Source organism: Myroides odoratimimus (assembly GCF_038039805.1).
GTDB lineage: Bacteria > Bacteroidota > Bacteroidia > Flavobacteriales > Flavobacteriaceae > Flavobacterium > Flavobacterium odoratimimum_B.
This window is the reverse complement of record NZ_JBBPHK010000002.1, coordinates 211,631-230,842: the sequence shown is the minus strand read 5'-3', so window position 1 is coordinate 230,842 and position 19,212 is coordinate 211,631. Positions and strand designations below refer to the sequence as shown.

Below are 19,212 nucleotides of genomic sequence, written 5' to 3'. Positions count from 1 at the left end.
CTCTCCAAATCTATGATTAAGTATTTAAAACTTTTTCGAAAAAGAAAAAACAACAAAGAAATAAACAATCCGCCATTAGATTTTTTGACTTTACAAGATTATGACAATGCTGTTTTTATACTTGATAATCAACTAATAAGTAGAAACAAAATATCTTATTACAATTGTTTCCAAAATATCGATGACATACAAGTTTTATACTTTACTTGTATAAACAATAGACCTTTGCTGTTTATAGCAGGGAAGTACAATAGTCATATCCCTACATCATCAGTAAATTTTCTTCCTACTTTTCTGCAACTTGCTGAAAAACTAAGCTTTAACCCAGTCCTATTAACTATATTTGAAGAAACTTTTAGTTGTGAAAGAAATATGTTTGTATGGGCAAGAAAAAACCCTAGTAACTGTAAAGTATTAGAAGTAGGCAACTATGCTGATACGATCTTGCAAGGTTATGAATTACAGAATCAAGCGAAGACTTTTATATCATGGGAAACACCGTATGAAGATGTAATTGCATTAGACGAGGTCATTATCACTAAGCCCTCTAATGAAGATGATTTAGTCAAATACTCATTCAAGGTTCCTGTAAGAATAGGCAATTTAGTTTTAAACGATTTCAACTTCTATGATTGTCATCGAAAAAATATTCCTGTGAGTAATTACTTTTCTTACTGTGAATACGAACAGGTACTTGGTAAACCGTACACTTTTTTAAAAAATGCCTTATTAGAAAACAAAAGTTTAACTAATGCTTCTATTGATTCAGAGGAAGATAAAACAATGATACTTAGCACAAAAGTTAGGACTGAATATCTAGAGTTTTATTTTTCTAATGCTTACCCTGTAGAGTTAGATGCTGCTAATAATAAAGTATTTTTTTTAATCACCAATTTAAAAGAATATTTAAATACTGTCGTTTACCCAGAATACATACTGAAGTTATCTATAGTAAATTGTACTACTCTATCAGGTAATATAACACTGGATATACAGAGTTATAAAGAAACAGCACATATCTATAGAGTACCTACCTTTATACAGGAAATATCTCAAAACAAGCCCTTTATTTGGGTAGATGATAATAATGATGAAATAGGCTTCTCTGATGACCAATATGCTCACATACTTCCTCTAGAAGAGGTCAAGTATATGTATATACAAACTTTAGAAAAAAGTGATGGCAGTATAGATTCTAAACTAAGTATTCAACTAAATGGAAGTAATATGGAAATTATAAACATATTTACTTCAAAAAGTGTAGATTTGAACAAATTTGAAGACCAAATAAAAAGAGATATTCCGGTGCCTATGCAGTGCCCTCTAGATGGTTATTTATAAAATAAAATTATGTGGAAATACTACGCTTTACTATCTGCTATATTTGCAGCTTTAACTGCAATATTATCAAAAGTAGGAGTAAAAGGAATTAATGGCAATCTAGCAACAGCTATACGCACTAGTGTAGTCTTAGTATTAGCCTGGGGAATAGTCATTGCTAATAGCGATTTTAAGGGAATGAAAGAGTTGAGTAAATCTAATTTAATCTTCTTAATTGCTTCAGGTATTGCAACTGGATTATCGTGGATATTTTATTTTAAAGCTTTAGAGTCAGGTCCTGTGTCGAAAGTAGCTCCAATAGATAAACTAAGTATTGTCTTTGTGATGATTATTTCTTTCATATTTCTAAAAGAGCCAATGGATCTTAAAACTGTTATCGGTGGATGCCTAATCGTAGGTGGTACACTGGTTCTAATCTTATAAAAGAGCTTTCTTTGAATTATCTATTAAGTCAAAGAAAGCTCTTGTATCATTTCAATACCTGTACGCTTACATACAATTCTAAATCGCTTGTACTCTACTATATTTTCATGCTTTATTTGTACTATAAAGTTAAGGTAATAAATCTTATCTGCTAATATTCTCTCTGGTACGCCTATTAAATCATTTTCACCTAAAGTATATACTGTCACATAAGGATTATTCATTCTTTGGGTAAGTCGAGTTAGATTAAAATGAATAATATCATTAATACCGTCAAAAGCATACGTACTCTCCTTGATAGCCTTTTTATTATCTAGATGTACTTTCTTTCTATACAGCATAATCTTCTCATTATGAATTTTATTCTCTATCTCTAACAGCGCTGAACGATCGCGTAGACTCAACACTTCTTCTGGTACTTTTTCTTCCGCTATAAAGTCTACAGACTCTTTTATCCATCCTATCTTCTGATCCTTTACACTAATATTAGTTTTATTGTCAAAATACTTTCCTCCTAATTTTCCTATAAAATAATAACGCATAAGCTCTTTAATACGATCTTTCAACATATAACTTATTACTAAAGCTACAAATAGAGGCATTGTGAAATTACCATATTTCTGTTGAAAAGAGAAAGCAATAATAGTTGCAAAAATCATAGACAATCCCGCTGCTAAACTATAGTAAATCTGTTGTGCTATCACTCCATCTTCATCTTTTCTCTTATTGGAAATTAGAGATAAATCGGACTCTATATATTTATCTAGCATAGTGTGTCTGTAGACTACCTTTTGATTATTCTCTCTATCCCCTTTTTTAATATCAAGATAGTCGTGTATCTTCATATATTCTTTCTCTCGAGTTATCAATCCAATTAAATGCTGATGCACTTTTTCAGACAAATTATATTGTTCTCCCTCTAGCAGTTCTAAAAAGCCAAAAACCTGATGCATTATAGCATAAGATAAGTATTCGTCTGCAAAATCATAATAGGTTCTAGTCTCACTTCCTTCTTCTACATCAACTAACAATGGTCTTAAGCCTCTAAACTGAATAGAGATATTCTCTACTGCTGAAGCAAACTCAAGACATCTTACTTCTAGATCATCAGTAGTAAAACACTTTCTGATCTCCGCTAAATGGTTTCTTACTGCACTTCTAAAAATAGCCATGAACATCTTCAATTGAAATTCATACTCCATTACTAGATCTGGACAATTTTCTTTCGCTTGCAACACATCATTTAAAGCAGAACGCAAATTGTTTAATGGAACTGCTCCATTATCAACAATTTCTTTTAAAAGATATATAGGCGTAATAAATCTAACCTTAGACTTAACATCTGAATAAAATTGATTTTTTGTATAAGTAGAGGCATTTATATCTAGACTATTAGGAATAAAAAACCAGGTGTTAATATCAAACTCAGCGGTCTGGCCTATCTTCTTTGTCTTAAAACCCACCTTTACTTCTACTGAGTAAGCATCATGAATACTTGTTTCTATATCTATCATACCTTAAAACCTACAATGTCTATGTGAAGATATTAAATAATTTTGAGGTTAATCACATATTTCACACTAAACAGTAAGGTAATACCATTCATTAATATCTGTATTCACTACAAAAAAACTGCTCCCTGGACAGAGAGCAGTACCACAAATTAATATAAAAACACTCAACAATTACTAAAGTTGAATCAACAACATAGATGGTGCGCTATTTAGCCATGTCTTTCGTTCTTCTACTAATGTTTTCCAGCTTTCTAAACTAATCAACATAAGGTTAAAATCTTTGATAAACTCATTATTTACTTCTTTTACACTTACAATACGAATATGGTTAGGTTTAAACTGCTCAATCAATCTAATCTGTTCTTTAAACTCCGGGTAGCTCTCTAATTGTCCTGTTGCATCTAACACAGTAATCTGAGCTTCACTATTGCGAATCCACTTCTGAGCATAACTTAATAACTTCAAATCTTGTTTAGAAAAAACAGGTAAAAATATTTGTTCAACCTTATCAAAGTCCTTATTAATAAATATTCCTACTGGCACTTTAGATCGATTAAGAATCTGCTGAGTTCTAGCATTAAACCAAGAGTTTTCGAAGAATTTCTCTTTTCCTGTCACTTTATTTAATAGCACATCTGGGTTAATAATACGAGTGGTAAACCCTAGAATATTTCCTAACAAAGACCCTCTATAAATAGAATATCCTACCTCGATTAACAATAAGTCACTGACTTGTTCATTAACTACATTGACTACATCACTCTCAATATCATTTGACACTTTATAATAGGTTTGCACTTCTTGATCTAAAGCTGTGGCTTCTTCTTGTACTGCTTCAAAAATTTCATTCTCATACTCCGTAGAAGTAAAAGCATTTACTTCAATACTATCTACTAAGTGCATCGCTGTAATTCCTGTATCTGCATTATTTTTTCCTACAAAACTACTAGCTAATCTCATTAATGGCACTAGACTTATCTTATCTTCAAAGAAAAGAGATACTTGATATTTTCCTAAATTAGGAGTAACTGTTTTTACTTCATCATCTCCCAAAGGACCAAATATTTTTGCAATCAAATCTAATACTGGACCTGTCATAAAAGTAGTTGCTAAAGCCATAATCACCATCATGGCAAATACTTCTCCTGTCAACACACCTAGATCAAATCCAATATTTAATACAATCAATTCCATTAAGCCCCTAGTATTCATCAGTGCCCCTATCGTTAAACTATCTTTCCAGGAGATTCCTACTATCTTGGCAGTTAAAGCACTACCTACAAATTTACCTACTGTAGCCACTAAAATAATCACACCTGTTACTTTCCATAAATACAGTTCGTTTAAAAGACCTATTTCGGTACGTAATCCTGTATAAACAAAAAATAAAGGCAAGAATAAAACTACAGCAACATCTTCTACTTTTTCAATAAAAATATTTCTAATCTTCATATTATCAGGCATTACAGCTCCTGTCATAAAAGCTCCAAATAAGGCATGAATACCGATTACCTCAGTACAATAAGAAGAAATAATTAAAGTCAATAAAAATATAGCAACTGTTCCCTTAGAAAACATGTTACTCGTTGGTTGATACTTAGCTATGCGTGCCAAAAAAGGTTTTACTAACTTTAGCATCACAATTACATAGATAATAGCTAAAGCCATAATATATAGTGAGCTCGCAAAACTTCCTGCTTGTACAATTGCAATTACAGCCGCTAATAAACACCAAGCTGTAATATCGTCTGCTGCTGCACAGGTAATCACGATAGTTCCTAAACGTGTCTTTTGTAAACCTCGCTCCTGAACAATACGTGCCAATACAGGAAAAGCAGTAATACTCATCGAAATTCCTAAGAATAATCCAAAAGATAAAAACTCTACCCCTTCTGGTGCAAAAGATGTAAATATATAATAAGCAAGGGTCATCCCTAAAGCAAAGGGAATAATAATACTAGCATGACTAATCAGAACAGCATCATGCGCTTTATTCTTTAACACTTTTAGATCTAATTCCATTCCAATGACAAACATGAAGAGAATTAATCCTATCTGACTTAAAAAACTTAAATTGCCTAATGAATGCTCAGGAAATAAAGCTTCCGAAAACTCAGGAAAATAAGCTCCTACAAAAGATGGCCCTAATGCAATACCTGCTATAATTTCTCCAATTACAGAAGGTTGTCCTATCTTTTTACATATCCACCCAAATACCCTAGCTACTAAGACAATCGTTACTATCTGAGCTAACAATAAGGCTAGCGGAAAGTTTAGATTATCTTGTATAGTATCTAAGAAGTTCTCAAAAATGCTTTTATCTGATACTACTTTAACAACATTGGATTCTAATTTAACTCCTTTAGATACCACCCAATACATTAAGGCTGAACAGCCACCAATAATAAAGAAATATAAAAGAGAATTTTTAAACTTTGACATACTACTTACTTTTTACATCACAAACATCTTCATAATAATATTTGTATATAGCAAGAATGAATCCAAAGGCTACCAAGTTGTAATGAAAGTGTATTTTTCTGTAATGAATTTTATATCTTTTCTAAGAAATCAGTTTTATAAGTCATCCCAAGTGTTAACTCTAGGGGCTTTCCATCCATTCCTTTTAATGTAGTAGTTATCTCGTCATGACTAAAAAAACGAACAATACGCAAAGCAATTAATTCTCCTTTATTGATACGACAAAACTTTGTACTAGGCAAAACAGAAACGAACTTATCTAGAGATATATTTTTAGCTACAACTACTTGATTGTTTTCTAAGTATACATCCTTATCTCTACTGTCCATCTCATTAACAGTGATATAAAGTATATCTGAGAAATAAATCAGTGCTTTTCCTTTGTTAGAATTTATTGTAATAAAAGTAATTTCATCCACCGGTTTATACTGGCGCATTGCCTTTAATACAGCTTTGTGAAGTCTCTCTTTCTTAATTGGTTTAGCGATATAGTCTATCGCTTCTATCTCAAAAGCTTCTAATGCATATTCCTTATAAGCTGTCACAAAGATCACTCCCTTATTGGGTAGCAGCTGTGCTACACTAAGCCCGTCTAATCCAGGCATATTAATATCTAAGATAACAACATCGAAGTCTTGATGTGGTACTTCCTCTAAAAAGACTGCTGGATCATTATAAGCCCTTACGATTTCTATTTCCTCTATTTGCTCACATAACATTTTTAGATACTTTAGTCCTAAAAGTTCATCATCGAGCAATATGCATTTTAGTTTTGAAGTCATGTAGGTTAATTTTTAAGTGCGTAGAGTAAATATGATCATCTTCGTTTTTTTCTAGCTTATAGGCAGTCCCATATATTAATTCAAGTCGCTTATTCAAAGCAGTAAGTCCATATCCTCCTTTTTCCTTGTGTAAGGTTTTCATACGAGACTTTTTATTAGAAACCAGTAGATCAAAATGTCCATTCTTCAATTTAAATAAAATAGAAATAAAGGCATCTGTACTAGCCAAGTCCGCATGCTTAAATGCATTCTCTATCAATTCTACACATATAAGAGGTGCTATTAATTCTTCCGTATAAAACACCTCTCCCTCTCCTATATTGGACCTTATATCAAGCCTAAAAAGAGGATTTAACTTAATCTTATTGATATCGATAAGACGTAGGGCAAATTCGTGCTCTTCTTTAAGAGTAACCATCTTTCTTTGACTATCATATAAAATATAATCTAACACTCCTGCCATTTTATCGAGAGCATAATAAGTCTGATAAGCATGAGATTGGATAGAGTTCAGAATATTCTTAAACAAATGCGGATCTAACCTAGACTCAAGATTTTCTAACTGTAAATATCGCATCTTAGAATCAAAAAGATACTTTTCTTTTTCTAATTCTAATCGCTTCTTATTATTCTGTATGATTAAGTATACTAAGCAAACGATGGCTACTATCAATAAAATAATTACTATTACTAGAAAAGCTTTCATCTATTCCGATTTTTAAACAAATCTAAAAAAATAAATCGACTTCATAATATCATAATCTATAGATTCCATTAAGTCGTTTTAACCCTAATACGGATAAAAAAACTTTTATTTAATACTGAAGAAACACTATAACAGTATACTGACTAAAAATTACAATATATAATTAACATATAAATCTAAGCTATTATTTAAATAATATAAAAATCAAACATTATAACCCATAATCAACAAAACTAATCACATTTCAATATTGAATTCTAAAAACAAACTAAATAAATAAAAATAAACCATTATTTTAACAATATTAATTATCTTAGCTGATATAATAAATCAAATAAAAACACCATAACATGATAGTATTCAAATCTGATTTGCAAAATCACTTAACGAATCTCAATGCCAAAAAGGAAAGTAAAAACACCACTAATTATATACTTTCCTACCTAACACAAAAAACAATCACTCCGATTGGTTTCTATGGTATGCTAGAGAATAACCAAATAGAGAATATTTTAAGTATTAAGAAAGCACTAATAAATTTATTTGTAGATATTAAACTAGAAATATTAAATTCAGTAGGGCATCTTACAGAAGATCATCTACAAGACTTAAACAAAATAAAGATCTTATTCCAAATCAATGAACAAGAACTTTTAAATTATAAGACCTATGAAATACATGACATTATAGCACTACAAGTTTCTTCTCTAGAAGATAAAAGTCAAAAAAATGGATTAGATATCATGAGAAATCTCAATAGCTTAAAAAAGCTATTAGGAATCCCTACATTAGGACACAACAATACATTAGATGCTAATCTGTACTCAAATACAACTACAGAAGTACTAATCTAGCCAAAGCCAAACTCACAAACAACAAAACAACAAATACTTTTTACTGTACTCAGATTATTTAGTATACTTTTCAAAGTATCTAGCATTAGAGTATCTCTATTCAAACATGATCTGAATCTTGGTATAATCTTAGCGGTTTTCTAGATAAATACTTATTATTATGAAATCGCCTCTTTTTATCATTCAGATAATTACTTTATCTGTCTCAATCTACTTTAATAGTTTAGCAATAGACTACTTGGTTCAATATATTCATACAGATCTAGATTACATCTTTGGTGTAGCACTTAGCCTCACCGTATTCTCCTCTATAATTACCTTATTGACATTCACCTATTTTATTTGGGGTATTACACAGTATATCGCTAAACGTATAACCTAATTACTTTTCCAAGATACTCAAAGCTTTGCCATATTTAAATTCAACTAAATATACTTAGTTAATATCATCGATCAGTAGAAACAAAAAAACCTCCCTTCTAACTGAAGAGAGGCTTAATATATTATTGAGCTTATTTTTTAACTATTAAGCATTACAGGCATTACCAACATAGTCACTGTTTCACCATCTTCTAAACCATCTACAGGTGTTAAGATTCCAGCTCTATTAGGTAGTGACATCTCTAATAAAATATCATCAGACTGCAAGTTATTCAACATCTCTAATAAGAATCTAGAATTAAATCCGATTTGCATATCATCTCCTTGATAATCACAAGTAAGACGCTCATCTGCTTTATTAGAATAATCAATATCTTCAGCAGATATATTTAATTCTGTACCAGCAACTTTTAATCTTATTTGATGTGTTGTTTTATTAGCATAAATAGAAACACGTCTTACAGAACTCAAAAACTGTGTTCTATTGATTAAAAGCTTATTAGGATTCTCTTTAGGAATAACTGCCTCATAATTTGGATATTTTCCATCAATCAAACGACAAGTTAAAGTGTAATTCTCAAAAGAGAATTGTGCATTAGATTCATTAAACTCTATAACTACATCCGCTCCTAAAGCCATTAAGATACTCTTAAGAATATTAAGCGGCTTCTTAGGCATGATAAAGCTAGCTTCGTTAGAAGAAACGATATCAGTACGAGAATATTTTACTAATTTATGTGCATCCGTAGCCACAAAGATTAATCCTGAAGGAGAGAATTGAAAGAATACTCCTGACATTACAGGACGTAAATCATCATTACCTGCAGCGAATATAGTTTTACTAATAGCTGTTGCTAAAACTCCTGCTGGTACTTCTGTTCTAGAAGGATCTTCTAATGATTCAGCCTTAGGGAACTCATCTCCTTGTGCATACGCTAACACGTATTTTCCTACGTCTGAACTAATTTCAATGGTATTGTTTTCCTTAACTGAAAAAGTCAATGGCTGCTCAGGGAATGTCTTTAGTGTTTCCAACAACAACTTTGCAGGAACAGCTATACTTCCTTGACTTGTAGATTCAATTTCTAAAGTAGCAGACATTGTAGTTTCTAAATCTGAAGCAGATACCTTTAATACATTATTATCTAACTCAAATAAGAAGTTATCTAAGATATGTAAGGTATTACTACTGTTTATTACACTACCTAGAACTTGTAATTGCTTTAACAAGTAGGAACTCGATACTATAAACTTCATACTATAATTGTTTTATATGTAAAAATACTTTTACAGTTACAAATATATCCGATTATTACCAATAATAAAAGGATTATTACGTTACTTTTTATTGAATTTACGTTTTCTTATCACAATAAATAAACTTCCAAAAACTACGACCAAAACTATCGGTATCACTAATACTTTCATTTGAATCGATGTATATGCTCGTTCTACACTAAGTTTGTCTAACATCGGAATCTTAACCTCTTTGGTTCTCAAATTAATAAGCCCTGTGTCATCTAAAAGATAGTTTACAGAATTTACTAACAACTCTTTATTTCCATAAAGCATATTTGTCCATTTATCATAACCAAGCTCTAATGGAATTCCTTTATCGTCTAACTGATTTCTGATAATATCTCCGTCAGAAATCACGATCATCTGTGTCTGTTTACTCTCTGAAAGTGGTTTGTCTATCGCAAAAGGTAATACTCTATTCTTAAAAACTGAGGGAAATTCTCCTTCTAATAAAACACCTAAGATATAACTTCCCTTACCTTCATAAAATTCAGGAGTAACCTCCTCCTTTAAAACATTAAAACTAATTTCACCAGGAACACCTACTAAACTAGAATATTTTGATGATTTAGCTAAAATGGTCTTCTTAACTCCATTTTTTAGCGTATCTATAGGAGAAGCAAAATCATACTTCACTCCTTCAATATTCTTTACAATCGGATGATCTGTATCTGGATAAACAAATGGTGCAAACTTCCATAAGAAATCTGTATATACTGTTTCACTTCCTTGCCTACCTGATGCTAATTTAATTTTAGTACTAATTTCATCTTTTACTAATACTGGGTTGATACGTATACCATATCTAAAAAGTAATTCTCCTAAACTCTGATCTTTATTATAAGCTAACATAGTTCCATTCGAACGCAAACTATCAAAATCTGCCTGAACCTGATCTAACAACCACATAGTCTTACCACCATTCATAACAAACTGATCTAACACTCCTACTTGTTCTTCAGTAAAAGCTTTTGTTGGCTTAGCAATAATCGCCAAATCGAATTCTTTTAATTGATCTAAAGTCTTTTGAGGCTCATTAGAAACATTATCTAACGTAAAAGGCGCTAAGTGATAAGTCTCTCGTAAAGTCATCAGAAAGTCTGCTATATAAGCATCATCTAACTCTCCATTTCCCTTTAAAATAGCTATTTTCTTACTCTTCTCTATTGTTACTTTACTTATAGCCTCAGCTAGAGCATATTCTAAATGCTGTACAGACGAAATCACCTTTTCTTCTGTATTCGCCCCCATCATATTCTTTAACAACTGTACTCTAGCAACCTTTTCCCCTTGACTCACTAATGCCCATGGAAAAACTAATTGCTGACTCTGTGCTCCTTTATCTGTCACAGTAATCGTCACTGGCTTTAAACCATAATCATATAATTGTTCTATAGTTTCGGCCTTATTAGCTCCTTCTTCATTTGGATCTATAAACCTAAATTTAATATTGTTATTTCTTGATTGGATTTCTTCAAGTAATTGTTTTGTTTCATTCTGTAACCTTCTAAATTCTAAAGGAAAATTGCCCTTTAAAAACACATCTACTATTAGTAATTCCTGAACATTATCGACTATGTTTTCTGTGCTTTTAGAAAGCGTATATCTCTTATCCTGAGTAAAATCAAAACGCTTATAGGTTAAAGCGCTGATTACATTTATTACTACTAAAACAACAAGCAATTGAACCAGTAGCTTTATATCTCTTTTTTGAAACTTTTTCATTATTTGCGCAGTGTTTTAATTTTAAAGACCGTTATCCCTAAACACAAAACAGTCATAGATCCGAAATAAATCAAATCTCTTGTATCTAGAACTCCTTTTGAAATACTTCTAAAGTGATATAGAATTCCTATTCTCTCAAACCACTCGCCAAATAAGCCCGCTAACATATCTATTCCCAATGAAAAGAATAAACACATCACCACTCCTACTATAAACGCAACGATTTGACTTTCTGTCAATGAAGAAGCAAGTACTCCCATAGAAACGTAACAACTCACCAAGAATAACAGCCCTATAAATGAACCTATAATACTATTATAATCAATAGATTGCCCTTCTAACACAATGCCTTTTAATATAAATACATATACAATAGTAGGTATAATAGCCATCACTATTAATGTAAATATTCCAAGATACTTTCCCAGTACTATCTGCCAAACAGATAAAGGCTTGGTCAATAACAGCTCTATCGTTCCGTTCTTAATCTCTTCTGAGAAACTTCGCATACTCACCGCTGGAATTAAAAATATCAATACCCAAGGTGCCAAATAAAAGAATGGAGATAAATCTGCAAAACCACTTTGCAATATATTATACTCTCCATCCAAAAGCCAAAGTAAGGCACCATTAATCACTAAAAATAAAATGATAACTAGATAACCTGTCAATGAGCTAAAAAAAGCTCTAATTTCTCTAAGACTGATTGCCTTCATAAAAATATCTATTTAAGAGTAACTACTTTATCCACACTCCAAGCCTCTGCTTTATCTTTGAACAAAGTTTTTGTATAAGGCCATATCTCACCGAAAATTTCTGACTTTTTATAAGATTCTAGATCACTTTCATCTTCCCAATAACTATATGTAAAAAAGATATTAGAATGCACTCTATCGCGATATACCTCTAAGAATTGACAACCAGGATAATGTCTAACTTTATCCTTAATTGTATCAAAATGCTCTAAAAAATCATTTACCTTATTTTCAAGCAAGGTCAGCTTTACAATTCTTATAAACATATTTTTAATTTTAATATTGTGTCTCAGAATCAAATTCAATGACAATCGTATCATTCAATTGAAGATTCATTAATTTTCGTGGAGTCCCCCCAGGTGTATCAGGCTTTGAATAAAAAAGTGCGATAGTCAATAAGTCTATATCATTAAATATAGCTACCAACTCTCCAGCTCTTTCTTTTAATGTCGCTCGATCATTAAGTTTAAAGTCTGCAAAATAATCATTTATACGATTGATTCGATAATTCTTAACACGAATGGCAAACTCCCTACCTTCTGACACTACCTCATAATCACTTCTGTGAATATTAGTAACTAGATTACCATAAGAATCCTCATAGATAACCTTACCTGTTATTTTATTTTTATTTAGAACCACATTCGTTGCCAATCTATTAGGATTGTATATAGAGTCGATCACCACTCCTATTTCTTCTAATTGACGGCCTTCGTTTAATTGATATGCACAATACACAAATATGTCGTTTGACTTCATCATTCCATCATGATTAATCTGTATTGCTTTATCGAAATCTTCCTCTCCTAATATAATACTTACGATTCCATTATCTGCAGTAATGAAGTAATGTCCATCAAATTCTACGCAAATTGCCTTTGTATAATCTGTAATAGAAGCATCAACTGCGATAATATGAATAGTACCTTTGGGAAATTGGTTATATGCTGCTCCGATAACGAATCCTGCGTCCTCGGTATTGTATTTACTTATTTCGTGTGAGATATCAACTAAATTACAGCCAATGATATTCGAATAGATCTTCCCTTTCAAAGCTCCTACATAGTGGTCTCGGTATCCAAAATCTGTCGTTAGTGTAATTATTCTCTGCATTATTATTTTTCAATATATTTTTAAGAAAAATGATTTTTTTATAGTAGATTTGAATATACAAAATTAGATTATTTTTTTTAATTAACTCTACAGGTATTGAACGAAAGGATAATAGAATTAACAGATTTTAGCCCTAAAGATTTTTGGGGTCCACAAGACACTCATTTAGATATACTTAAAAAATTATATCCGAAGATTAAAATTGTGACGAGAGGATCAGTCCTTAAGATTTATGGAGATCCAGAAATTTTAGATGAATTTGAGAAAAGCTTTGACCGATTAGTCAAATATTTTGTTAGGTACAATCGCATTGATGAAAACATTATCGAAAGATTAGTCCAAGACAGCGCTCCTCCTTCTCTTCCTACAGATGACATCCTTGTACATGGTGTATCTGGAAAACTAATAAAAGCAATCACACCTAACCAACAAAAACTGGTTAAATTTGTAGAAAAGAACGACATGGTCTTTGCAATAGGGCCTGCAGGAACAGGTAAGACCTACACGGGAGTAGCTTTAGCTGTACGTGCCTTAAAAAACAAGGAAGTAAAAAGAATTATACTGACTAGACCAGCGGTTGAAGCAGGAGAAAACCTTGGTTTCCTTCCTGGTGATATGAAAGAAAAGCTTGATCCCTATATGCAACCTCTCTATGATGCACTTAGAGATATGTTACCTCCACAGACATTAGATGACTATATCCTCAAAGGTGTTATTCAGATTGCACCATTAGCTTTTATGCGTGGACGTACATTAGACAATGCTTTTGTGATATTAGATGAAGCTCAGAATACAACTCATTCGCAAATGAAAATGTTTCTGACTCGTATGGGTAAAAACGCAAAATTTATCATCACAGGAGATCCAGGTCAGATAGACCTACCACGCAAAGTATCCTCAGGACTAAAAGAAGCCCTGTATATACTAAGAGATGTAGACGGAATCGGAATGCTATATTTAGATGACAAAGATATTGTCCGCCACAGATTAGTAAAGAAAATCGTAGATGCTTATAAAACTATCGAAGAAAGACCAGATAAAATGTCTATAGATGAACTAAAAAAAATGGAAGGTTAAATATTTAACCTTCCATTTTTTTATTATTTATTTCAATACAGTTATTCTACATATTGTATGTATCCCTTAAGAACATAAGCTTTTGCTTTCCTTCTTCGTATAAGTACAAGTAATCATCCTTAAGTTCAAAGCGATCACAACTGTCCAATACAGCCAAAAGTTCCTTCTCTTTTTGATACATCTCTGTCACATACTCAGGAGATAGTACTACTTTAAAAAAGATAGAATCCCCTTCACATCTAACATCGCCATAAATCATATGATTACCACCGCTTCCTGAGAAACTTCGCGTATTAATATCAATACAAATCATTGGGATCTGATTAATTCCTAATTCTTCCACTCTCTTATCTTCATAAGACTGAAAAATCCAGTTACCTGATAGCTTCTCAGTATATAAGTAATGTCCAAAACAAGCAAAATCTATCACTTCATCATCCACCCCCTCATGCTTCTTGATTAAACGTACTGCTACAGAGTGATCAAATCTACCATCAGCAAAGTCCTTCGCAGTCTCATCTTCATAAATCACAATCTCTATTTCCTCGTGCTTCGTATAAGACTTATATATTCTAGATTCACCATCAACTAGTGGCTCTACAAATGGAAAAATTATCTTCTGGTTAGGTTTTGTACTTGAATAAACAATTCCTTTTTTCCCTATTGATACTACCTGTGGTAAATCTTGAGCTACTGCTTTAAAAAAAGTACCATCTAAATCATTCTTACTCAATAAATCAATCTGTTTATTACTAGCTTCTTTAAAGCTTTTTTCTTTAGATTGATCTACCCCACAAGAAGGAAACAACGAAACAGTTAACGCCAATATCATATTTTCAATTTTACAGTATGCAAAGATAAATCCTACTACCTTCTAAAAAGAATTATTCACTCTCTTTTAGTATTAATTTAACTCTGAATGACTACATTCTTTAAACTTTCATCTTATTTGTCCTTGCAAAGATACAACAACAATAATTAAACTTCATTTCAATTGTCATCGATTGTCATAATTATAACAAAACATTAATAAAAGTACACAGATTGGACTAGCTATTTTATTAGAATTTCACAACAATTAATTAGATAACCCGTTAATTATCAACAGATTTTAACAATATCGCCGAACTGTCCATTCACAACCTTTGCCAAATCACTTGGCTTAATACCTATACTTAATCCTTTTCTTCCTCCACTAACATAAATAGTCTCTAGACTTTTAACTTTCTCGTCTATAAATGTTGGATACAATTTTTTCATCCCAATAGGAGAACACCCTCCTCTAATATATCCTGTTATTCCTAACAGATCCTTTACAGCCAACATTTCAATCTTCTTCTCTCCACAGATATTCGCTGCTTTTTTTAAATCTAATTCACTGTTAATAGAAACCACAAAAACATATATCGCACTCCCTTTACCATGAGCTACTAAAGTCTTTAAAGACTCTAATTCGGATATTCCTAACTTTTCACAGACAGATTTACCATCTATTAGCTCGTCAGAAATATCATACTCATACATCTCATAATTTGTCTTCTTACTATCTAATATACGTAAAGCATTAGTCTTCGCTACCTTTTTACTCATTCTCTTATTATAATATTATCAAGGACAAAATTACTGTTATTTTACAATAAAGTTGTCTTATAACCTGTTTGTCTTAGACAGAACATAAAATCATCCTGATTATCACATACGCAATAAATATTCATATTAGACCCAACCACTTTCTTAAAAATTGGCTTAAAACTTTTAGGCAATGTTTTATAAAATTCATCTGCATTGGACACCTTATATTTAGGATCAATATCCACAGCTACTAATACGACAAACTCATTTGATTTTAATTCAATAGGTAATTTCATAGTTTTTTTATTTTAATGGTTATTACGGCAATTTATAAAAAAATTCATTAATTTTTTATATTCATTAAAAAATCACAATCGATAAAACTCATTATCCATTCGAAATCTTCAATACATCACATCACATATCAAGAATAATTCACACCCAAAAAAAACATAAATTGTAGTTATCAACACTATTTTGTGGAAAAATAATATACATTTGTGTCAAATAACTCAAGTAAGCATATATAACAACTTAGAAAATGCAAAACATTCCTAGTGTTGACTTACGTGATTTCCTATCGGATGACCCGGTACGTAAACAAAAGTTTGTAAATGAAATCGGCCAAGCCTACGAAGAAATTGGATTCGTAGCATTAAAAGGACACTTTTTAGATGATCAATTAGTTGAGAATCTATATAAAGAAGTTCGTAATTTCTTTAACCTTCCATTAGAGATCAAAGACTCGTATGAAGTTCCTGGAATTGGGGGACAAAGAGGATATGTATCTTTCGGTAAAGAACATGCTAAAGGGAGAACAGAAGGTGACCTAAAAGAATTCTGGCACTTCGGTCAATACGTTGATAACGACCCTGTATTAGAAGCATCTTATCCTGCTAACGTAGAAGTAAAAGAGTTACCTCAATTTAACGCTGTTGGAAAAGAAACTTACCAAATGTTAGAAAAAACAGGTGTATACGTATTACGTGCGCTTGCTTTATTCTTAGGTTTAGACGAGTTCTACTTTGACAAATTCGTTAAAAACGGAAACAGTATCTTACGTCCTATTCACTACCCTCCTATCAAAGATGAACCTAAAAATGCTGTGAGAGCAGCTGCACATGGTGACATTAACTTAATCACATTGTTAATGGGAGCTCAAGGTAAAGGACTACAAGTACAAAACCACGATGGACAGTGGATCGATGCTATCGCAGCTGATGATGAATTAGTAATCAATGTTGGTGACATGTTATCTCGTCACTCTAACAACAGATTAAAATCAACTATCCACCAAGTAGTAAACCCTCCTCGTGAATTATGGGGAACTTCTAGATACTCTATTCCATTCTTTATGCACCCAGTGAGTACAATGCCACTAAACTGTTTAGAGAACTGTATCGATGAGAACAATCCTAAATTATATGAAGATATCACTTCTGGAGAGTTTTTACACCAAAGACTAGTTGAATTAGGTTTAATAAAGTAATTTATCCTAATTAAGCAATATTCTTATCAAGAGGGAGTAATAGCTCCCTCTTTTTTATTTTATTGTGAAGTATTTTTTCAAGATCTTTTTTATAATACTTATACCAATAAATTTTAACATATTTCGTATCTTTACATATAGCCGTATCAGAGAACTATTTGTATACCCTATTTTAGGATTGATACAGGTTATAATCATTTTTAAAAAAGCTATAGCACAATATATATAAATGAGCAAAAAAATAAATAGTTTAGACGCATTAGGAGGTTTTGTCTTTTCTACAAACAAAGACTTTGAATTTGAACAAGAGGAAACAACCGAAACATTAGCTCCTAATCAACAACGATTAGAAGCCCATATTGACAAAAAAAATAGAGGTGGTAAAGTAGCAACTCTTATCAAAGGATTTGAAGGTAGTGAAGAAGACTTAAAAAGTCTAGCCAAAAAGCTAAAAACCCTATGTGGTGTTGGTGGAAGTACAAAAGACGGAGAGATTATCATACAAGGTAACTTTCGCGATAAAATAATGGATTATTTAATAAAAGAAGGCTACAAAGTAAAACGTGTAGGCGGCTAATTAAAAATTTAATAGTATGAAGATTAAATCATCTGAATTAATTCTAAACCCTGATGGTAGTGTATACCATCTTAATTTAAGACCTGAACATGTTGCTAAAGACATCATATTCGTAGGTGACCAAAACCGTGTTGATAGAATCACTAAACATTTTGATACTATTGAATTCTCAACACAAAAAAGAGAATTTAAAACAACTACGGGTACGTATAAAGGAAAACGTCTAACTGTGATCTCTACAGGTATCGGTCCTGACAATATCGATATCGCTGTTAATGAAATCGATGCTTTATTTAATATCGATTTAGAAACAAGAGAAATTAAAAAAGAACTTACTTCTGTAAATATTGTAAGAATAGGTACATCTGGTTCTTTACAAGCAGATATTCCTGTAAATAGTTTTGTTCTATCTCAGTACGGTTTAGGACTGGATAACTTAATGCGTTCTTACCTTATAGACGGAGTTACAGATGTTGCTTTAGAAGACGCTTTTATTAAACACACAAATTGGGATCTTAAAAAAGGACGCCCATACTTTATCAAAAACAGTGCAGAACTAGAAGCTAAGTTAGAAAGTGACCTAACCTTCAAAGGGATTACAGGTACAGCAGGAGGATTCTATGGACCACAAGGACGTGTACTTCGTCTACAAATCCAAGATCCAGAACTAAACCACAAAATCGACAACTTTAAATTCGGCGAATACCGTATTACAAACTTCGAGATGGAAACTTCTGCAATCTATGGTTTATGTAACTTATTAGGACACCATGCAGTATCTCTTAATACAATTATTGCAAATAGAGCGAATGGAACATTCTCAGAAGATCCTTATGCGGCTGTTGACAAACTAATTGTATATACATTAGACAAACTTAGCGCAATATAATAAGATTACTTTTTCTACAAAGCTACCTCCATGAGGTAGCTTTTTTTATATACAGTAGCCTCTACTCACTACCTGTTATATTACTAAAGTAGCACACTGAGAGCAATCACATTGCAGTTAATCTAGCTTTAAGTACAATGCACCAGTATTATGACACCGTTATTCTATCCTAAATAACGGACTAACTACGGATACACATTGGACTCAGTACGGACTCATTCAAAACAAAATGCG

The 19,212-nt window shown here is 31.9% G+C and carries 20 protein-coding genes; 8 read left to right on the top strand and 12 right to left on the bottom strand.

The annotated features are described in order from the left end of the window. Positions 1-12 precede the first annotated feature (12 nt). Positions 13-1,341, top strand: coding sequence for a hypothetical protein (locus AABL85_RS02925; RefSeq protein ID WP_341309134.1), 1,329 nt, complete (start codon positions 13-15; stop codon positions 1,339-1,341). A gap of 9 nt (positions 1,342-1,350) precedes the next feature. Continuing rightward, positions 1,351-1,764 carry an EamA family transporter gene (locus AABL85_RS02920; RefSeq protein WP_341309133.1) on the top strand — a complete coding sequence of 138 codons (414 nt, stop codon included), beginning with the start codon at positions 1,351-1,353 and terminating at the stop codon, positions 1,762-1,764. Positions 1,765-1,787: 23 nt separating this feature from the next. Here AABL85_RS02920 and AABL85_RS02915 read toward each other — a convergent pair whose 3' ends face one another. The 4 genes from AABL85_RS02915 to AABL85_RS02900 all read right to left on the bottom strand — a co-directional run bounded on the left by AABL85_RS02915 (position 1,788) and on the right by AABL85_RS02900 (position 7,247). Beyond that, entirely contained in the window at positions 1,788-3,278 is a 1,491-nt protein-coding gene (locus tag AABL85_RS02915; RefSeq protein WP_341309132.1) for a hypothetical protein, read from the bottom strand. Between the two features lie 174 nt (positions 3,279-3,452). Continuing rightward, positions 3,453-5,720, bottom strand: coding sequence for a cation:proton antiporter (locus AABL85_RS02910; RefSeq protein WP_341309131.1), 2,268 nt, complete (start codon positions 5,718-5,720; stop codon positions 3,453-3,455). Between the two features lie 110 nt (positions 5,721-5,830). After that, on the bottom strand, positions 5,831-6,541 hold the full coding sequence (locus AABL85_RS02905) for a LytR/AlgR family response regulator transcription factor (protein WP_341309130.1): 711 nt from the start codon (positions 6,539-6,541) through the stop codon (positions 5,831-5,833). After that, positions 6,507-7,247 (bottom strand): sensor histidine kinase, encoded by a 741-nt coding sequence (locus AABL85_RS02900; protein ID WP_341309129.1) that lies wholly within the window; start codon positions 7,245-7,247, stop codon positions 6,507-6,509. The genes AABL85_RS02905 and AABL85_RS02900 overlap by 35 nt, the downstream gene beginning before the upstream one ends. A gap of 350 nt (positions 7,248-7,597) precedes the next feature. On the opposite strand from AABL85_RS02900, the gene AABL85_RS02895 reads away from it, so the two are divergent. Both AABL85_RS02895 and AABL85_RS02890 read left to right on the top strand, forming a co-directional pair. Next, on the top strand, positions 7,598-8,101 hold the full coding sequence (locus AABL85_RS02895) for a hypothetical protein (protein ID WP_341309128.1): 504 nt from the start codon (positions 7,598-7,600) through the stop codon (positions 8,099-8,101). A 160-nt stretch (positions 8,102-8,261) separates the two neighbouring features. Next, positions 8,262-8,483 (top strand): hypothetical protein, encoded by a 222-nt coding sequence (locus tag AABL85_RS02890; protein WP_341309127.1) that lies wholly within the window; start codon positions 8,262-8,264, stop codon positions 8,481-8,483. A gap of 137 nt (positions 8,484-8,620) precedes the next feature. On the opposite strand, the gene dnaN is transcribed toward AABL85_RS02890, so the two are convergent. From dnaN to AABL85_RS02865, 5 genes are all read right to left on the bottom strand, one after another. Then, positions 8,621-9,739, bottom strand: a complete 1,119-nt coding sequence (gene dnaN, locus AABL85_RS02885) for a DNA polymerase III subunit beta (protein ID WP_006259025.1) — start codon at positions 9,737-9,739, stop codon at positions 8,621-8,623. Positions 9,740-9,820: 81 nt separating this feature from the next. Then, positions 9,821-11,506: a gliding motility-associated ABC transporter substrate-binding protein GldG gene (gene gldG / locus AABL85_RS02880; RefSeq protein ID WP_341309126.1), complete on the bottom strand. Its 1,686-nt coding sequence runs from the start codon at positions 11,504-11,506 to the stop codon at positions 9,821-9,823. Then, a complete protein-coding gene (gene gldF / locus AABL85_RS02875) occupies positions 11,506-12,222 on the bottom strand; it encodes a gliding motility-associated ABC transporter permease subunit GldF (RefSeq protein WP_341309125.1) in 717 nt (238 codons plus the stop codon). The genes gldG and gldF overlap by 1 nt, the downstream gene beginning before the upstream one ends. 8 nt (positions 12,223-12,230) lie before the next feature. After that, positions 12,231-12,527 carry an antibiotic biosynthesis monooxygenase family protein gene (locus AABL85_RS02870; RefSeq protein ID WP_341309124.1) on the bottom strand — a complete coding sequence of 99 codons (297 nt, stop codon included), beginning with the start codon at positions 12,525-12,527 and terminating at the stop codon, positions 12,231-12,233. 10 nt (positions 12,528-12,537) lie between these two features. Then, complete coding sequence (locus AABL85_RS02865) at positions 12,538-13,374, bottom strand: SAM-dependent chlorinase/fluorinase (protein ID WP_341309123.1); 837 nt, start codon at positions 13,372-13,374, stop codon at positions 12,538-12,540. Positions 13,375-13,470: 96 nt separating this feature from the next. Here AABL85_RS02865 and AABL85_RS02860 point away from each other — a divergent pair, with 96 nt between their 5' ends. After that, a complete protein-coding gene (locus AABL85_RS02860; protein ID WP_341309122.1) occupies positions 13,471-14,451 on the top strand; it encodes a PhoH family protein in 981 nt (326 codons plus the stop codon). 46 nt (positions 14,452-14,497) lie between these two features. On the opposite strand, the gene AABL85_RS02855 is transcribed toward AABL85_RS02860, so the two are convergent. The 3 genes from AABL85_RS02855 to AABL85_RS02845 form a co-directional block, all read right to left on the bottom strand. Beyond that, entirely contained in the window at positions 14,498-15,283 is a 786-nt protein-coding gene (locus AABL85_RS02855; protein WP_341309121.1) for a hypothetical protein, read from the bottom strand. Positions 15,284-15,552: 269 nt separating this feature from the next. Next, on the bottom strand, positions 15,553-16,041 hold the full coding sequence (gene ybaK, locus AABL85_RS02850) for a Cys-tRNA(Pro) deacylase (RefSeq protein ID WP_341309120.1): 489 nt from the start codon (positions 16,039-16,041) through the stop codon (positions 15,553-15,555). Positions 16,042-16,082: 41 nt separating this feature from the next. Continuing rightward, positions 16,083-16,319, bottom strand: a complete 237-nt coding sequence (locus tag AABL85_RS02845) for a hypothetical protein (protein ID WP_341309119.1) — start codon at positions 16,317-16,319, stop codon at positions 16,083-16,085. A 245-nt stretch (positions 16,320-16,564) separates the two neighbouring features. On the opposite strand from AABL85_RS02845, the gene AABL85_RS02840 reads away from it, so the two are divergent. From AABL85_RS02840 to AABL85_RS02830, 3 genes are all read left to right on the top strand, one after another. Then, positions 16,565-17,512 (top strand): isopenicillin N synthase family dioxygenase, encoded by a 948-nt coding sequence (locus tag AABL85_RS02840; RefSeq protein WP_341309118.1) that lies wholly within the window; start codon positions 16,565-16,567, stop codon positions 17,510-17,512. 229 nt (positions 17,513-17,741) lie between these two features. Continuing rightward, positions 17,742-18,089 carry a translation initiation factor gene (locus tag AABL85_RS02835; protein WP_341309117.1) on the top strand — a complete coding sequence of 116 codons (348 nt, stop codon included), beginning with the start codon at positions 17,742-17,744 and terminating at the stop codon, positions 18,087-18,089. Positions 18,090-18,105: 16 nt separating this feature from the next. Next, positions 18,106-18,978 (top strand): nucleoside phosphorylase, encoded by an 873-nt coding sequence (locus tag AABL85_RS02830; protein ID WP_341309116.1) that lies wholly within the window; start codon positions 18,106-18,108, stop codon positions 18,976-18,978. The last annotated feature ends 234 nt before the right edge of the window (positions 18,979-19,212 follow it).

Excerpts from the sequence above, each read along its gene's own strand:
- AABL85_RS02925 (WP_341309134.1), top strand. The coding sequence starts at position 13 with ATGATTAAGTATTTAAAACTTTTTCGAAAAAGAAAAAACAACAAAGAA.
- AABL85_RS02920 (WP_341309133.1), top strand. The coding sequence starts at position 1,351 with ATGTGGAAATACTACGCTTTACTATCTGCTATATTTGCAGCTTTAACT.
- AABL85_RS02915 (WP_341309132.1), bottom strand. The coding sequence starts at position 3,278 with ATGATAGATATAGAAACAAGTATTCATGATGCTTACTCAGTAGAAGTA.
- AABL85_RS02910 (WP_341309131.1), bottom strand. The coding sequence starts at position 5,720 with ATGTCAAAGTTTAAAAATTCTCTTTTATATTTCTTTATTATTGGTGGC.
- AABL85_RS02905 (WP_341309130.1), bottom strand. The coding sequence starts at position 6,541 with ATGACTTCAAAACTAAAATGCATATTGCTCGATGATGAACTTTTAGGA.
- AABL85_RS02900 (WP_341309129.1), bottom strand. The coding sequence starts at position 7,247 with ATGAAAGCTTTTCTAGTAATAGTAATTATTTTATTGATAGTAGCCATC.
- AABL85_RS02895 (WP_341309128.1), top strand. The coding sequence starts at position 7,598 with ATGATAGTATTCAAATCTGATTTGCAAAATCACTTAACGAATCTCAAT.
- AABL85_RS02890 (WP_341309127.1), top strand. The coding sequence starts at position 8,262 with ATGAAATCGCCTCTTTTTATCATTCAGATAATTACTTTATCTGTCTCA.
- dnaN (WP_006259025.1), bottom strand. The coding sequence starts at position 9,739 with ATGAAGTTTATAGTATCGAGTTCCTACTTGTTAAAGCAATTACAAGTT.
- gldG (WP_341309126.1), bottom strand. The coding sequence starts at position 11,506 with ATGAAAAAGTTTCAAAAAAGAGATATAAAGCTACTGGTTCAATTGCTT.
- gldF (WP_341309125.1), bottom strand. The coding sequence starts at position 12,222 with ATGAAGGCAATCAGTCTTAGAGAAATTAGAGCTTTTTTTAGCTCATTG.
- AABL85_RS02870 (WP_341309124.1), bottom strand. The coding sequence starts at position 12,527 with ATGTTTATAAGAATTGTAAAGCTGACCTTGCTTGAAAATAAGGTAAAT.
- AABL85_RS02865 (WP_341309123.1), bottom strand. The coding sequence starts at position 13,374 with ATGCAGAGAATAATTACACTAACGACAGATTTTGGATACCGAGACCAC.
- AABL85_RS02855 (WP_341309121.1), bottom strand. The coding sequence starts at position 15,283 with ATGATATTGGCGTTAACTGTTTCGTTGTTTCCTTCTTGTGGGGTAGAT.
- ybaK (WP_341309120.1), bottom strand. The coding sequence starts at position 16,041 with ATGAGTAAAAAGGTAGCGAAGACTAATGCTTTACGTATATTAGATAGT.
- AABL85_RS02845 (WP_341309119.1), bottom strand. The coding sequence starts at position 16,319 with ATGAAATTACCTATTGAATTAAAATCAAATGAGTTTGTCGTATTAGTA.
- AABL85_RS02840 (WP_341309118.1), top strand. The coding sequence starts at position 16,565 with ATGCAAAACATTCCTAGTGTTGACTTACGTGATTTCCTATCGGATGAC.
- AABL85_RS02835 (WP_341309117.1), top strand. The coding sequence starts at position 17,742 with ATGAGCAAAAAAATAAATAGTTTAGACGCATTAGGAGGTTTTGTCTTT.
- AABL85_RS02830 (WP_341309116.1), top strand. The coding sequence starts at position 18,106 with ATGAAGATTAAATCATCTGAATTAATTCTAAACCCTGATGGTAGTGTA.